The sequence below is a fragment of the Micromonospora sp. C81 genome, assembly GCF_018070425.1.
Taxonomy (GTDB): domain Bacteria; phylum Actinomycetota; class Actinomycetes; order Mycobacteriales; family Micromonosporaceae; genus Micromonospora; species Micromonospora zamorensis.
Genome location: NZ_JAGPXS010000001.1, coordinates 387,257 through 401,785, shown reverse-complemented (window position 1 = coordinate 401,785; position 14,529 = coordinate 387,257). Strand labels below are relative to the sequence as shown.

Annotated in this window: 14 protein-coding genes; 6 read left to right on the top strand and 8 right to left on the bottom strand. The window is 72.2% G+C overall.

Annotated features, from left to right (window positions below; genetic code table 11):
• Positions 1–126 precede the first annotated feature (126 nt).
• Positions 127–885 (top strand): ABC transporter ATP-binding protein, encoded by a 759-nt coding sequence (locus KBX46_RS01905; protein WP_141909790.1) that lies wholly within the window; start codon positions 127–129, stop codon positions 883–885.
• Entirely contained in the window at positions 882–3,413 is a 2,532-nt protein-coding gene (locus KBX46_RS01900; RefSeq protein ID WP_210790109.1) for an FtsX-like permease family protein, read from the top strand. Before KBX46_RS01905 ends, KBX46_RS01900 begins: the two co-directional genes overlap by 4 nt.
• 57 nt (positions 3,414–3,470) lie before the next feature.
• Here KBX46_RS01900 and KBX46_RS01895 read toward each other — a convergent pair whose 3' ends face one another.
• Positions 3,471–3,893: a DUF2000 domain-containing protein gene (locus KBX46_RS01895; RefSeq protein WP_210790106.1), complete on the bottom strand. Its 423-nt coding sequence runs from the start codon at positions 3,891–3,893 to the stop codon at positions 3,471–3,473.
• A 50-nt stretch (positions 3,894–3,943) separates the two neighbouring features.
• Here KBX46_RS01895 and KBX46_RS01890 point away from each other — a divergent pair, with 50 nt between their 5' ends.
• On the top strand, positions 3,944–4,777 hold the full coding sequence (locus KBX46_RS01890; protein ID WP_210790103.1) for an AraC family transcriptional regulator: 834 nt from the start codon (positions 3,944–3,946) through the stop codon (positions 4,775–4,777).
• Here KBX46_RS01890 and KBX46_RS01885 read toward each other — a convergent pair.
• The 7 genes from KBX46_RS01885 to KBX46_RS01855 all read right to left on the bottom strand — a co-directional run bounded on the left by KBX46_RS01885 (position 4,755) and on the right by KBX46_RS01855 (position 11,373).
• Positions 4,755–5,588: a helix-turn-helix transcriptional regulator gene (locus KBX46_RS01885; RefSeq protein ID WP_210790100.1), complete on the bottom strand. Its 834-nt coding sequence runs from the start codon at positions 5,586–5,588 to the stop codon at positions 4,755–4,757. The genes KBX46_RS01890 and KBX46_RS01885 overlap by 23 nt on opposite strands.
• A gap of 166 nt (positions 5,589–5,754) precedes the next feature.
• Complete coding sequence (locus KBX46_RS01880; RefSeq protein ID WP_210790098.1) at positions 5,755–7,179, bottom strand: aldehyde dehydrogenase family protein; 1,425 nt, start codon at positions 7,177–7,179, stop codon at positions 5,755–5,757.
• A gap of 84 nt (positions 7,180–7,263) precedes the next feature.
• Positions 7,264–8,229, bottom strand: a complete 966-nt coding sequence (locus KBX46_RS01875) for a zinc-binding alcohol dehydrogenase family protein (RefSeq protein ID WP_210790096.1) — start codon at positions 8,227–8,229, stop codon at positions 7,264–7,266.
• On the bottom strand, positions 8,226–8,588 hold the full coding sequence (locus tag KBX46_RS01870) for a hypothetical protein (RefSeq protein WP_088948613.1): 363 nt from the start codon (positions 8,586–8,588) through the stop codon (positions 8,226–8,228). The genes KBX46_RS01875 and KBX46_RS01870 overlap by 4 nt, the downstream gene beginning before the upstream one ends.
• Positions 8,585–9,451, bottom strand: a complete 867-nt coding sequence (locus KBX46_RS01865; protein WP_088948612.1) for an extradiol ring-cleavage dioxygenase — start codon at positions 9,449–9,451, stop codon at positions 8,585–8,587. The genes KBX46_RS01870 and KBX46_RS01865 overlap by 4 nt, the downstream gene beginning before the upstream one ends.
• A 30-nt stretch (positions 9,452–9,481) precedes the next feature.
• Complete coding sequence (locus KBX46_RS01860) at positions 9,482–10,252, bottom strand: citryl-CoA lyase (RefSeq protein WP_088951811.1); 771 nt, start codon at positions 10,250–10,252, stop codon at positions 9,482–9,484.
• The gene (locus tag KBX46_RS01855) at positions 10,237–11,373 is read right to left on the bottom strand and encodes a CaiB/BaiF CoA-transferase family protein (protein ID WP_210790094.1); all 1,137 of its coding nucleotides are present in this window, start codon (positions 11,371–11,373) and stop codon (positions 10,237–10,239) included. The genes KBX46_RS01860 and KBX46_RS01855 overlap by 16 nt, the downstream gene beginning before the upstream one ends.
• A gap of 197 nt (positions 11,374–11,570) precedes the next feature.
• Here KBX46_RS01855 and KBX46_RS01850 point away from each other — a divergent pair, with 197 nt between their 5' ends.
• The 3 genes from KBX46_RS01850 to KBX46_RS01840 all read left to right on the top strand — a co-directional run bounded on the left by KBX46_RS01850 (position 11,571) and on the right by KBX46_RS01840 (position 14,469).
• Positions 11,571–13,007 (top strand): amidohydrolase family protein, encoded by a 1,437-nt coding sequence (locus KBX46_RS01850; RefSeq protein WP_210790092.1) that lies wholly within the window; start codon positions 11,571–11,573, stop codon positions 13,005–13,007.
• Positions 13,008–13,010: 3 nt separating this feature from the next.
• Positions 13,011–13,814, top strand: coding sequence for an IclR family transcriptional regulator C-terminal domain-containing protein (locus KBX46_RS01845; protein WP_088948609.1), 804 nt, complete (start codon positions 13,011–13,013; stop codon positions 13,812–13,814).
• Positions 13,815–13,893: 79 nt separating this feature from the next.
• Positions 13,894–14,469: a DinB family protein gene (locus KBX46_RS01840; RefSeq protein WP_210790090.1), complete on the top strand. Its 576-nt coding sequence runs from the start codon at positions 13,894–13,896 to the stop codon at positions 14,467–14,469.
• Positions 14,470–14,529 lie beyond the last annotated feature (60 nt).

Below are 14,529 nucleotides of genomic sequence, written 5' to 3'. Positions count from 1 at the left end.
CGGACGGAGGTGGCAGATCGGCCGAAAGACAGACCCGGCGACCGCGATACCCGGCCCCGGGCCGATGCGCCGACCCGTCGGTGGCGGCGAGGCTTCCCAGGTCACATCGCAGCCACTGGAGGAACAATGACGACCCACGCCCCACCGGACACCAGCCAAGCGGCCGTCGCCGCCGTCGACCTGGTGAAGGTGTACGGCAGCGGGGACACCGCGGTCCGTGCCCTGGACGGCGTCTCGGTCGGCTTCGGTCGGGCCGAGTTCACCGCGATCATGGGTTCGTCCGGGTCCGGCAAGTCGACCCTGATGCACTGCCTCGCCGGCCTCGACACCGCCACCTCCGGCCGTGTCCTGCTCGGCGGCACGGAGCTGACCGGCCAGTCGGACCGGACGCTGACCCGGGTACGCCGGGAGCGGATCGGGTTCGTCTTCCAGTCCTTCAACCTGCTGCCGCAGCTGACCGCCGCGCAGAACATCACCCTGCCGCTTGACCTCGCCGGCCGGCAGCCCGACGCCGAACTCCTGGCGCGCCTGGTCGACCTGCTGGGCCTCGGCGACCGCCTGAAGCACCGGCCGAGCGAGCTGTCCGGCGGTCAGCAGCAGCGCGTGGCGCTGGCCCGGGCGTTGGTGGCACGGCCCGAGGTGGTCTTCGCCGACGAGCCGACCGGCAACCTCGACTCCCGCTCCGGCGCGGAGGTGCTCACCATCCTGCGCGACTCGGTGCGCGACCTCGGTCAGACCGTCGTCATGGTGACCCACGACCCGATCGCCGCCGCGTACGCCGACCGGGTGGTGCTGCTCGCCGACGGTCGGATCGCCGGCGAGATCGACAAGCCGGACCAGGGTTCGGTCACCGACGCGCTGCGTGATCTGGCGGCCCGCGCATGAGGGCGACAGTGCTGCGTACCCAGACGAGCGCCGCGGCCCGGCGGCCCGGCCGGCTGATCCTGACCGGTCTGGCGATCCTGGTCGCGTCCTTCGTCGTCTTCGGCACCGTGCTGGTGCAGCAGATCACCGAACGGACCGTGCGCGACAACCTGAGCGGCACCCCGGCCGCCACCGACCTGGTGATCGGCGACTTCGACCACGCGCCACCCACTGTGGCGGATCTGGAGCGCGTCCGCGCCGTGCCCGGTGTGGCCGAGGCGATGAGCCGGGTGTCGATCGGGGTGTCCATCGGTGAGGGGTACCTGAACCTCCAGGCCGATCCGGGCACCGGCCCGCTGACCAGGGTCCGGGTCGTCGAGGGCAGCTACCCCGACGCCCCCGGCGAGATCGCGGTCACCCCGCGAACCGCCGAGCGGCTCGGGCTGCCGGTCGGCGCCACGACCAGCGGCACGGGCGGTGAACTCACCACGCCCGCCCGGCTCACCGTGACCGGGTTGGTCGACAGCGCGGCCGACGCCGGGTACGACGCGTACGCCCCGGACACCGTCGTGACGTCCTGGGGACGCCTGACGGGCCTGGAGCGCGTCGACGTGCGGGTGGCGCCGGGCACGTCGACGGAGACCGTCCGCCAACAGGTGGTCGCGGCGGTCGCCGGCCAGCCGATCCGGACCGGTGCGCAGGTGCGCCAGGCGGAGGCCAACGCGGCGGCCGAGGAGGTCGGGAGGCTCTTCATCCTGGTCGGCATGTTCGTCTCGATCGCTGTCGTCGCGGCGGCGCTGGTGGTCACCTCGACCTTCCGCATCGTCTTCGCCCAGCGGATGCGGCAGCTCGCGTTGCTGCGTGCGGTCGGCGCGGACCGGGGCGCCCTGGTGGGGGCGATGACCGCCGAGGGGGCGCTGACCGGGCTGGTCGCCGGCGTCATCGGGGTGGCCAGCGCACTCGCCCTCGGGTACGCGCTGCCGGCCATCCTGCGCGCCTCCGGCATGGCCGTCTCCTCGCCGGGTCTGCCACTGGCGACGGCGGGCGTGGTGGTGATCGGTGCCGTCGTGGTCACCGTGCTGGCCGTCCTGGCGCCGGCGCTCTCGGCCGCCCGGGTCTCCCCGCTGGAGGCACTGCGGACGGCGAGCACCACCTCCGGCCGGCGCGGCATCGGGGTGCTCCGCCTGGTGTTCGGGCTGCTCCTGGCAGTCGGCGCGGTGCTGGCCGCCGTCGTGACGGTCAGCCAGTTGCCGGAGCCGGACCAGTCGACGTACGACCCTGTGATGCCGCTGCTCCTGCTGGTCGGGTCCGGCGGGCTGGCGTTCTTCGCGCTGGTGGCCCTCGGGCCGCTGCTGGTGCGGCCGGTCCTGGCCGTGGTGGGTTGGCCGCTGCGCCAGCTCGGACCGCTCGGGCGGATGTCGGTCGGCGGGATCGGTGGGGCACCGCGTCGGGCGGCAGCGGTCTCCGTCGTCGTCGCGCTCGGCGTCACCCTGATCTCCGGGGTGGTCATCGGCGGCGCGTCGCTTCAGGTCCTCGCCGACCGCGAGGTGGCGCTGTCCGCGCCGACCGACTTCGAGGTCACCAGCAACGGCGGGACGCTGCCGGGGGCCCTCGTGACCCAGGCGAAGACGGCGGACGGGGCGCTGGCCCGGGTGGTGCCGTACCGGCGGGTCGGCGACGTCACCCTGACGCGCGGCGGTGATCAGCTCGGCGACATCGAGTCCGGTTACCCGACGAGCGACCTGGACGTGGCCGCGTTGCCGACGATCCGGGACCTGGACGTGGCGCAGGGTGCCCTGGCCGATCGTGGTCCGGGTCGGATCGTGCTCGCCGGTTGGGTCGCGCGGGACGCCGGACTGCACGTCGGCGACACCGCCACGCTCGCCCTCGGCGGGCGGACCGTGGACGTACGCGTCGCCGCGGTCCTCCCCGCCGAAGGCCCCCTGCACGTCGGCATCCTGGCCGACCGGGGCGACCTCGACCGGCTCGGCGTTCCCACGGCGTACACCGGTCTGCTGGCCGACGCGGCCGGAGCCGGCGAGGACGGTCGGACCGCCGGTGTGCGGGCGCTGCGGCAGGCGATCGCCGGCACCGACGGGGTGGGCCTCGTGGTGCTCGCCGACGAACGGGACCGCAACGACGCCCTGGTGCGCACCCTGGTCTGGATCGCTGTCGGTCTGGTCAGCCTTACCGTGCTGATCGCGGTCGTCGGCGTGGGTTCCACCACCGCGCTGTCGGTGGTGGAGCGGATCCGCGAGTCCGGGTTGCTGCGGGCGATCGGCCTGTCCCGGACCGGCCTGCGCACCATGTTGACCGTCGAGTCCGGCCTGTACGGGGTGATCGGTGCGACCATCGGTCTGCTGCTCGGCGTCCCGTACGCCTGGTTGGCGGTGCACGCCCTCGGGATCAACGCACCGCTGACCGTGCCGGTGCTGCCGCTGGTCGGGCTCTTCGTGACGCTGGTCGTGCTGACCGCGTTGGCCGGAGTGCTGCCGGCGCGGCGGGCGTCGCGGGTCAGCCCGGTGGCGGCGTTGGGGGCAGACGGCTGACCACCGCCACGGGTCGGCGCCGGAGTGGGGCGCCGACCCGTGGTGCCACGGTCAGCGTCACGGGTGCATCGACGCGCCCTTGAGCACCTTGTCCGCCACGTTGCGCGGGGCGTGCAGCGCCAGGCCCACCAGGTCGAGCTTCTCCCGACCGACCGCCTGCACGGCCGCGCGGTTGTCCCGGTCGTTGCCGGTGGCGAACAGGTCGGCCGTGAAGACCGCGAGCCGCAGCCCGCGGGAGAGGGCTCGCGAGTGCGCGCCGACCAGCGTCGCCCGATCGCCGGCGAAGACCAGCACGGGCTGGCGAAACATCGGCAGGTACCGGGTGCCGTCCGCGTCGCGGTACTCCTCGCCGAGCAGCTCCGGCTGGGCATTCGCGATGCCGCTGACCAGGAATGCGGTGACGTTCAGCCGCTGCCAGCTCGCCAGGTCGTCACGGAGCAGCACAGCGATCTTGGTGGGAAAGCGAATCGGTTCGGTCATGGCGTCGAGCCTGCCCGCCCCGAGACCGACCGGTCTTGTACGTTCTTAGCGTGGCCACCCGCCCGGCGGGCTCGCACGTCAACGCGTGGCGACCCCTGGTAGCCGGGGTCGCCGAGGTCTTCCACGCCCATTTCGTGGACCACGCCTATCCCCGACACATCCACGACGAGTGGACGCTGCTGATCGTCGACGACGGAGCGGTCCGCTTCGACCTGGACCGGCACCGGCACGGTGCGCTGCGCACGTCGGTCACCCTGCTGCCACCGTACGTGCCGCACGACGGTAGCTCCGCCACACCGGGCGGGTTCCGTAAACGGGTCCTGTATCTCGACACCTCGGCGCTCGGTGCCGAGCTGGTCGGCCGGGCGGTCGACGAACCGGACCTGGCCGACCCGCAGCTACGCGACCGGATCCATCACCTGCACCAGGTGCTCGCCGCACCCGGGGACGAGTTCGAGGCCGAGAGTCGGCTCGCGCTCATCCTGGAGCGGCTGCGCGGCCAGCTCCGTCAGCGCCCTCCGGTCGAGGGCCAGCCGGCCGGACCCGGCCTCGCGGTGCGACTCCGGGAGCTGCTGGACGCCCGCACCGTCGAGGGCGTCACGCTGGGCGAGGCCGCCGAGCTGCTGCACGCCCACCCGACCCACCTGGTCCGGACGTTCACCCACGTGCACGGCGTGCCGCCGCACTCGTACCTGACCGGCCGCCGGGTCGAGCTGGTCCGTCGCCTGCTCCTCGCCGGGCAGCGACCGGCCGAGGCCGCCGTCGCTGCCGGATTCTTCGACCAGGCGCATCTGACCCGCCACTTCCGGCGTTACCTGGGCGTCAGCCCGGCCCGCTACCTCGGCGGGCCGGTCACCGGGATCAGACGAGCTGGCCGCCGATGACGGCGAGCAGGCGCAGCTTCTCGTCGCTCTCCGAGCCGGGCACGGCGGTGAAGACCAGCAGCGTCTGGGAGTGGTCGGGGTCCACCAGGGTCTGGCAGTGCAGCTCCAACGCCCCGACCTCCGGGTGCAGGAAGTGCTTCGACGGGCAGTAGCCGGTAGGCACCGGGTGCTCGCGCCACAGCTGCGCGAACTCCGGGCTCCTGGCCAGCAGGTCGTCGACGAGGGCGGCGGCCCGCGAGCCGCGCCCGTCACGGGTGTACGACGCCCGCAGGTCCGCCACGAGCAGGCGGCTCTGCATCCGGTGGTCCTCCGCCGGATGCAGTTGCCGCGCGGTCGGGTCGATGAACCAGCGGTGGTGCGCGCTGCGGGCCAGCCCGGCGTACCGGGTCTCGTCGCCGAGCAGGGCGACGGCCGGCGCGGTCTGCGCCAGGGTCTCGCCGAGGTGGTTCACCACCTGGGCCGGGGTGTCGTGCATCCGGTCGAGGATGCGCATCATCCCCGGGTTGACGTGGTCGGCCCGTACCGCCCGGTGGGGGATCGCGTGGCCGGCGAGCTGGAACAGGTGGTCGCGTTCGGTCAGGGAGAGCCGCAGGCCACGGGCCAGGGCGGCGAGCATCTGCTCCGACGGGTGCGGCCCCCGCTGCTGCTCCAACCGGCTGTAGTAGTCGGTGGACATCCCGCTCAACGTGGCGACTTCCTCGCGCCGCAGCCCACCGGTACGCCGACGCGGCCCCCGGGGCAACCCCACGTCCTCGGGCTGGAGCGCCTCCCGTCGGGTGCGCAGGAAACTGGCCAGTTGGGCGCGGTCCACGGTGTCTCCGATCACTGCGTGCCGGCAGGGGCCGGCCTTTTCACTGCAACAGGCGAGCCCGGCGGCGGTGTTCCGCCTGCCCCAAGATCGCACGGGATCCTGGGGCAGGCGGGCCAGCGGGACGCCGGGGCCGGTGCGTCCCGGGGGTGGGGGTTGTCCGGTTCGGTCAGCGCTGGATGGACTTGGTCTCCAGGAACTCCTCCAGGCCGAAGCGGCCGAATTCGCGGCCGTTGCCGGACTGCTTGTAGCCGCCGAACGGCGCGAGCGGGTTCCAGTGCCCGGCGTTCACGTCGACCTGGCCCACGCGCAGCCGCCGCGCCACGGCGAGGGCGTGCTCCGGCTCGCCGAAGACACCGCTGGTCAGGCCGTACGGGGTGCCGTTGGCGATGGCCACGGCCTCCTCCTCGTCGGCGTACGGGATGATCGTCAGCACCGGCCCGAAGATCTCCTCCTGAGCGATCGCGGAGGACGGGTCGACGTCGGCGAAGATCGTCGGCTGGACGTAGGCGCCGTTCGTCAGGCCCTCCGGCCGGTCCGGCCCGCCGAACACCAGCCGGGCACCGTCGGCGCTGCCCCGCTCGATGTAGCCGACGACCTTCTGCCGGTGTGCCTCGGAGGCCATCGGACCGATCCGGGTGGCCTCGTCGTTCGGGTCGCCGACGGTGTACTGCTTCGCCGCCTCGACGGCCAACGCCACGACCTCGTCCTGGCGGGAGGCGGGCACCAGCATCCTCGGCCACGCGCCGCAGACCTGACCGCCGTTGCTGAACGCCATCATGAGACCCCGCTCGACCGCGGCGGGCAGGTCGGCGTCGTCGAGGATGATGTTCGCACCCTTGCCGCCCAGCTCCAGCGCGACCCGCTTGACGGTCGCCGCGGCCACCGAGGAGATCCGCTGCCCGGCCCGGGTGGAGCCGGTGAAGGAGATCATGTCGATGTCCGGGTGGGCGGAGATCGCCTCCCCGACGATCGCGCCGGTGCCGTAGACGACGTTGAACACACCGGCCGGTACGCCGGCCTCGGCGGCGACCTCGGCGAGGATGCGCGCGGTCAGCGGGGCGTTCTCGGACGGCTTGAAGACCATCGTGTTGCCGGCGAGCAGCGCCGGCGCCAGCTTGGAGACGATCTGCTGCAACGGGAAGTTCCACGGTGTGATCGCACCGACCACACCGATGGGCTCACGGACGATCAGCGAGTTGCCGACCTCCTCGGTCCACGCGAAGTCGTCGGCCAGGCCGGCGATGGACTCGACCACGGCGGCCGGGAAGGCGACCTGGGCGGTCCGGGACATCCCGATCGGGGAGCCCATCTCGGCGGTGATCGCCTGGGCTATCTCCTCCGTGCGAGCGGCGAGGCCCGCGCCGAGGCTGCGCAGGACGTCCGCCCGGTGCTGCGGCGTGGTCGCCGCCCAGGCCGGGAAGGCTGCCCGGGCGGCGGCGACGGCACTGTCGACGTCATCGGCGGTGCCGGCCGGGGTCTCGGCGACGACCTCACCGGTGGCGGGGTTCACGACGGGAAGGGTGCCGGCGGAGCCGACGACGGTCTCGCCACCGATCCAGTGGCCGGTGACGGCGTAGGTGGAAGTTGTCATGGACCGACCGTCGCACCGGCCCGGCACCCCAACCAGGTGCGCTCTATCCAGGGTCTCGCGGTCCCTGGCTGGGGCCCGGCCCGGTCAGAGCGCCAGCACGATTCGCCCGGCGGCGATGCCGGCGTCCTGCCGGGCCCAGGCGTCCGCGACCGAGTCGAACGGCACGATCTCGTGGTCGACGGTGAGCCGCCCCGCCGCCGCATGCCCGGCCACCACGCCCAGCGCCGCCGCCCGTTGCGCGGTCGACAGCCCGTTGTTGGTGTAGCCGACCAGGCGCAGCGAGCCGCCGCGCAGCACGGCGGACTCGATCGGCGCGGTTGCCCCCGCCGCGCTGCCCAGGTTGACCAGCCGGCCACCGGGGCGCAGCACCCGCAGGGCCGCCGCCGCAGGCACACCGAAGACCGGGTCGAGGACGAGGTCGACCGGACCGTCGGCGACCGCACGGAGTCGGTCTGCCATCGACGCGACGTCGTCGTCGGGCAGCAGCGGGATGGCGACCGCCGCGCCGAGCTCCTCGGCGCGGGCCCGTGCCGAGGCAGAGCGGGCCACGGCGATGACCCGGCGGGCGCCGCCGAGCAGGGCCAGCTGGACGGCGGCCTGGCCGACCACGCCGCCGGCCCCGAGCACGATGACCTGCTCGCCGGCGGTCAGGCCACCGCCGTGGGTCAGCGCCGCGTGGGCGGCCACCGCGGAGAGACCCAGGGCTGCGAGCAGGGTCAGCGGTACGCCGGACGGCAGCGCCACCACGTCGGCGGAGGGCACCGCGACAGTGGTCGCCATGCTGCCGTCGACGCCGGACCTCATCCCGGCCGACGTGCCGAACCAGACGGCCGAGCCGTCGGCGAGCCGGCCGAGACCCTGCACACCCGGCACGTACGGGGTGCTCGGCGCGCCGAAGTAGCTGGTGCCGCTGGCGCAGAGCAGGTCCAGCGGGGTGATCGGCACGGCCTCGACGGTGACCGCCACCTCGCCGTCGTTCGGCACGGGCGCCGGCCGCTCGGTGATCGTCGGCGGTGTGCCGCAGGCGTTGAGCACTGCCGCGCGGATCACGTCGCGATGTCCGGGTAGGGCATCGGGAAGTGCGCCAGCCGTGCGCCGTAGGACTTCTGGTATTCCAGCGGCTCGGTGTTGTCCCGTTCGAAGAGGGCGATGAAGAGGGTCAGGGTGAGGAACGGGTGTGCCCCCAACTCGAACAGCTTCACGTGGTCGTGGGTGGCCAACGCCTCCCGCTCCACGTCGTCGAAGCGCAACCAGGTGCTCGCCTCGCCGGTGTGGCAGTTCAGCACGGTGTTGGCGCACTCTGCCTCCCACCAGGTGACCAGCTCGCGCGGCTCGCTGCGGTAGCGCTCGACCAGCTCGGGGTCCCGGTCGACCATGAAGAGGAACTTGTTCAGCAGGTACTTGCTCATGCCGCCGGCGCTCCGTTCGGGTACCAGGTGAAGTAGGCCTCCATGGTGTGGAACAGATCGAGGGTGTCGACGTAGTCGGCCTTCGCGCCGGCCCCGGCCACGCCCATCATGAGCATGAAGTCCATGAAGCCGTGGGTGGCGTTGCCCGGCGAGTGCAGGCTGTCCAGCGTGACCTCGCGCAGGCAGCCGTCCAGGTCGCCGTTGGCGATCCACTCGACGGCCCGCTGGTCGAACTCCGGGTCCGGGCCGTGCGGGCCGAACTGTCGGGGGCCGCCCAGCTCCAGCGACAGGTGACCGGTGCCGATGACGGCCACCCGCAGGTGCGAGGGCCACGACTCGACGATCTCCCGGATGGCCTCGCCGAGCTGCACGAAGCGCTTCGGCTGCGGCAGCGGCGGCGCGAAGATGTTCGTGTAGATCGGCACGATCGGCAGGTCGGCCTCGGGCCGCAGCGTGATGATCGGGCAAGTGATGCTGTGGTCGATGCGCAGCTCGTTGCTGAACGCGAGGTCGAAACCGGAGTCGAGCCCGGCCCGCAGGATGTGCCCGGACAGGTCCTCCTGGCCCTTGAGCAGCATCCGGGGCAGCCCGAACTCGCGTTCCTCGTTGTACCAGTTCGCGTCGTACGAGGGTGCCTTGCCGACCAGGAACTGCGGCATGTTGTCCAGCCAGAGCTGGTGGAAGTGGTCGGAGCCGACCATCACCAGCACGTCGGGCCGGGCCCGGGTCAACGTCTCCCGGAAGGCCAGGATCTTGCTGGTCCACTCGTCGGCGAACGGCGGCCGGTCATCGCCGGTGGCCGTGCTGGCCCGGTAGTAGAAGGGGTGGTGGGTGGAGGCGATGACCGCGACGACGGTGGCCATTGGGCTCCTTTCGCTGGCAGCAGAGGGGGATCAGGGCTCGTAGACGGCGTTGCGGTCCACGGTGCGGTAGATGTCCATGCCGAGCGGGCGGCGCCGCTCCTCGGCGAGGTGCCCGAGCAGCCCCGCCGCGCGGGCCAGCAGGGCGAAACCGCGCAGCATCTCGACGGGGAGCCCGAGGTCGGCGAGCGCCGCGCCGCAGACCCCGGCGCCGTTGAGGGGCAGGGTCCGGCCGAGCACCTGCGGGTGCACCCGCCCGATCGCCTCGAACAGCCGCAGGTGCGGGCCGTGCAGACCCTCCTCGGTGGCGATCCGGATCAGCACGGGCGTGCGCGGGTCCTGCTCCTTGTGCACCGGATGCCCGAGCCCGGGGACCAGTCGGCGCTCCTGCCTGGCCCGGGTGACCGCGTCGAGCGCCAGCGCGTCGTAGTCGGTCACCTCACCGGCCCCCGCGAGGGTGTCGGCGAGGAAGCGTCCACAGTCCTCGGTGACACCGAGGAAGCGGGAGCCGCCGCCGAGCAGGCCGGCGGCGAGCGCGCCCTGCAACGACTCCGGCGCCGACAGGTACGTCAGCCGGGCCGCGATCGCCGTCGGGGTGAAGCCGTGATCGGCGAGCGCCACCAGCACCGCCTCGAAGACCCGCACCTCACCCCGGGTGGGCCGGCGGCCGGCGACCAGCCAGTACGCCAGCTCGCCGAAGCCGACCTCGCCCATCAGATCGCCGGCCAGGTCCTGCCCGAGCAGGGAGATGCTCGTCGGGTCGGACGTGCCGATCCCGGTCGGAAAGCTCAGTTCTTCAGCCACGCGCGGATCTCCTCGCCGTGTTCGTCGAGCCCCGGCGGCGGCAGCTCGTAGCGCGCCGGGGTGTCGGAGAAGGTGATGGGGTTGCGGACGCCGGGCACGTCACCGACGGCCACGACCGGGTCGAGCCCCAGCTCCTCGGCGAGCGCCACGCCGCCGTCGATGGTGTTGATCGGCGCACAGGGGACGCCCGCGGCGAGCAGGTCCCGGAACCACTCGTCCTTGGTCCGCTGGGCGAGTCGTTGCACCAGCAGCGGTCGGAGCTCCTCACGGTTGGCGGTGCGGTCCTGGTTGCGCCCGAAGCGCGGGTCGTCGGGCAGCTCGGGCAGGTCGAGCACCTGGCAGAGCTTGCGGAACTGCCCGTCGTTGCCGGCGATGACGATCAGCTCGCCGTCGGCGGTGGGCAGCGGCTCGTACGGGAAGAGGCTGGGGTGCGCGTTGCCCATCCGGAACGGGACGGTGCCGCCGGCGACGTAGCCGCTGGAGTGGTTGACCAGCCCGGACAGCGCCGAGCTGAGCAGGTTGACCTCGACGTGCTGACCCCGCCCGGTCTCGCCACGGTGGCGCAGCGCGGCGAGGATGCCGATGTTCGCGTGCAGCCCGGCCATGACGTCGAAGACGGAGATCCCGGCCCGGTACGGCGAGCCGTCCGGGTCGCCGGTGAGGCTCATCAGGCCCGAGATCGCCTGCACCATCAGGTCGTAGCCGGGGAAGTCCCTACCCGCGCCGGTGCCGAAACCGCTGATGCTCGCGTACACGATCCTGTTGTTGCTCGCGGCGACGCTGTCGTAGTCGAGGCCGAACCGGGCGAGGCCGCCCGGCCGGAAGTTCTCGATCATCACGTCGGCGCGGCGGGCCAGCTCCTGCGCGGCGGCCACGTCGTCCGGCTCCTTGAGATCCAGGGCGACCGACCGCTTGTTGCGGTTGATGCCGAGGTAGTACGTCGAGACGCCGTCGCGGGTGGGCGGCATCCAGGTGCGGGTGTCGTCGCCACCGGGACTCTCCACTTTGATCACCTGTGCGCCCAGGTCGGCCAGGAGCATCGTCGCGTACGGCCCGGCGAGGATCCGGGAGAAGTCCGCGACGAGCAGGCCGGCCAGTGGCCCCGTCGATTGCTGCACCATGTTTCCGCCCGTCCTGCGGACACCTGTCCGCCCGCACAGCTTGCGATACCGCAGGGGGCCTGTCAACGGTGCTTCATCGCGCGGAAACACGCTCTTGACACGTCTCGTGACCGGGACCACACTTGCGCCACTCGGGCTGGCCGCACAGCGGACAAGAGTCCGGACTCCCCTCGTACCCCGGAAAGGAATGGGTGGCGATGAGCGCAACCGACCGGCCGGTGGTCTTCCGAAACGGCCTGGTTCTCACCATGGACGACGCCCACACGGTGCTGCCCGGCGCCGACGTGCTGGTCGTCGGCGACCGGATCGCGGAGGTCGGCGTCGGCCTCACCGCGCCCGACGACGCCCTGGAGATCGACGCCACCGGCGGCATCCTGATGCCGGGCATGGTCGACACCCACCGGCACATGTGGCAGACCGCCATGCGTGGGTACGGCGCCGACTGGACCCTGACCCAGTACTTCGTCTGGTACTACCTCGAATCCGGCAAGCTGTTCCGTCCCGAGGACGTCTACGCCGGCAACCTGCTCGGCGCCATCGAGGCGATCGACGCGGGTGTCACCACCACCGTCGACTGGTCACACGGGCTCCAGACGCCCGAGCACGCCGACGCGGCAGTGGACGCCCTGGAGGCGGTCGACGGACGGTTCGTGCTCGCCTACGGAAACATCCAGCAGGGGCCCTGGCAGTGGGCCACCTCGCCGGAGTTCCGCGACTTCCACCGCCGCCGCATCGACGGCGGCAGGCTGGCCGGCTTCCAGATGGCGTTCGACGTCACCGGCGACCCGGCCTTCCCGGAGCGGGCCGCCTTCGAGGTGGCCCGGGAGTTGGGCGCCGCGGTGACCACCCACGCCGGAGTCTGGGGCGCCACCAACGACGACGGCATCCGGCTGATGCACGAGAACGGGTTCATGACCCCGTCGACGGTCTACGTGCACGCGGCGACGCTCACCCACGACTCGTACAACCGGATCGCCGCGACCGGCGGCTCCATCTCCGTCTCCACCGAGAGCGAGCAGAGCGCCGGTCAGGGCTACCCGCCCACCTGGCAGTTGCGCCACCACGACATCCCTGTGTCGCTGTCGATGGACACCAGCGTGTGGTGGAGCGGCGACCTCTTCTCGGCGATGCGGAGCACGCTCGGCGCGGACCGCTCCCGCGAGCACCTGGAGGCGCACAGCAAGCAGGAGACCATCACCCACTGTCACCTGCGCGCCGAGCAGGTCGTCGAGTGGGCCACCCGAGGCGGCGCCCGCGCGCTCGGCATGGACTCCACGATCGGCGCCCTCACCGCCGGCCGACAGGCCGACGTGGTTCTGATCAAGAACGACGCGTCGCCGGTGATGTTCCCGATCCTGAACCCGCACGGTCACGTCGTCTTCCAGGCCCAGCGCGGCGACGTGCACACCGTGCTGGTCGGTGGGCGAATCGTCAAGCAGGACGGTCGCCTCGTCGGCGTCGACCTCGCCGCCGCGCGGACCGCGGTGGCGTCGACCATCGACCACCTCCGCGAGACGATGGGGGAGGAGGCGTGGCAGCGGGGCATGAACCCGGACGTCCCCGAGACCGCGATCCTGGAGAACCCCTACCAGTACACCGAGTGGGACGCCGGCTCGGCGCAATGGAAGCATTAGGACATGAGTGACAACGGAAGGGGCGCCGGGCCCGACTTCATCGAGGCTCTCGCCCGTGGCCTCGACGTCCTGCGCTCCTTCCGTCCGGCCTGCCCGTCGATGACGCTCAGCGAGATCGCCGCCGCCACCGGCCTCGCCCGGCCGACCGTCCGGCGCATCCTCATCACGCTCGAATCGCTGGGCTACGTCCGCGCGGTCGGCCGTGGCCACACCCTCACCCCGCGCGTCCTGGAGCTGGGGATGGCGTACGTCAACGCGCTGAACATGTGGGACGTGGCCCGCCCGCACATGGAGAAGCTGGTCGCGCAGACCAACGAGTCGACCTCGATGGCACAGCTGGACGGCAGCGACATCGTCTACGTCGCCCGGGTGGCCGTCCCGAAGATCGTGACGCTCGGCGTCACCATCGGCACCCGCTTCCCGGCTCCCGCGACCTCGATGGGAAAGGTGCTGCTCGCGGCACTGCCACCGGAAACCCTGGCCGCCGTGCTCGCCGAGCCGACCCGCTCCGGCATCACACCACGCTGGCAGCCCTCCCCGGGCGACCTCGACGCCGTGCTGCGCGAGGTGCGGGCGAAGGGCTGGGCCCTCGCCGACCAGGACCTGGCCCCGGGAATCCGGTCCGTCGCGACCGGCGTACGCGACGGCGACGGACGTGTCGTCGCCGCCATCAACGTGACAGTGCACGCGGCCGAGACCTCGCTGGAGACCCTGCGGGAAGAGCATCTGCCGAGGCTGCTGCGCGCCGCCGCCGACATCGGGCACGACTGGGCGCTGACCGCCGCCGTGCCGGTGGTCACCGTCTAGGTGCGCTGGCCTGCCGGTCATGAGGTCGGCGGATCGTCCGGGGCGGCGCCGACACCCGGCCGGATGCCATAGTGCCGCGATGAAGGCAGACCTGCACAGTTACTTGAGGGGCGGCCGCGACACGCTGCTGTGGAAGCTCGACGGGCTCGGTGAATACGATATTCGGCGTCCGTTGACCCCGACCGGGACCAACCTGCTCGGTCTGGTGAAGCACGCGGCGGCCATGGAGATCCTCTACTTCGGCGTCGTGTTCGGCCGACCGCTCGACCAGGAGCTGCCGTACGTCGGCGACGGAGCGGAGGCCAATGCCGACATGTGGGCGACCGCGGATGAGACCCGCGAGGAGATCGTCGGGGTGTACCGTCGCGCGATCGCCCACGCCGACACCACCATCGAAGCCCTCGCGCTGGACGAGGTCGGCCGCGTGCCGTGGTGGGGTGACGCAGCGGTCACGTTGCACCACGTCCTGGTTCACGTCATCGCGGAAACCCAACGGCACGCCGGCCACGCTGACATCGTGCGCGAACTCATCGACGGCGCGGCCGGGCTGCTGCCCAGCAACGACAACCTGCCCCCCGCCGACGAGTCGTGGTGGTTGGACCACCGCCAGCGAGTGGAGCAGGCTGCCCTCGACGCCGGCAAACGCAGCAACTAGGCGTGTTTCAGAAGGGTTCGCTACCAGGGCTGCGGCGTCGCTCCGGCCGGCTAAGTGCCT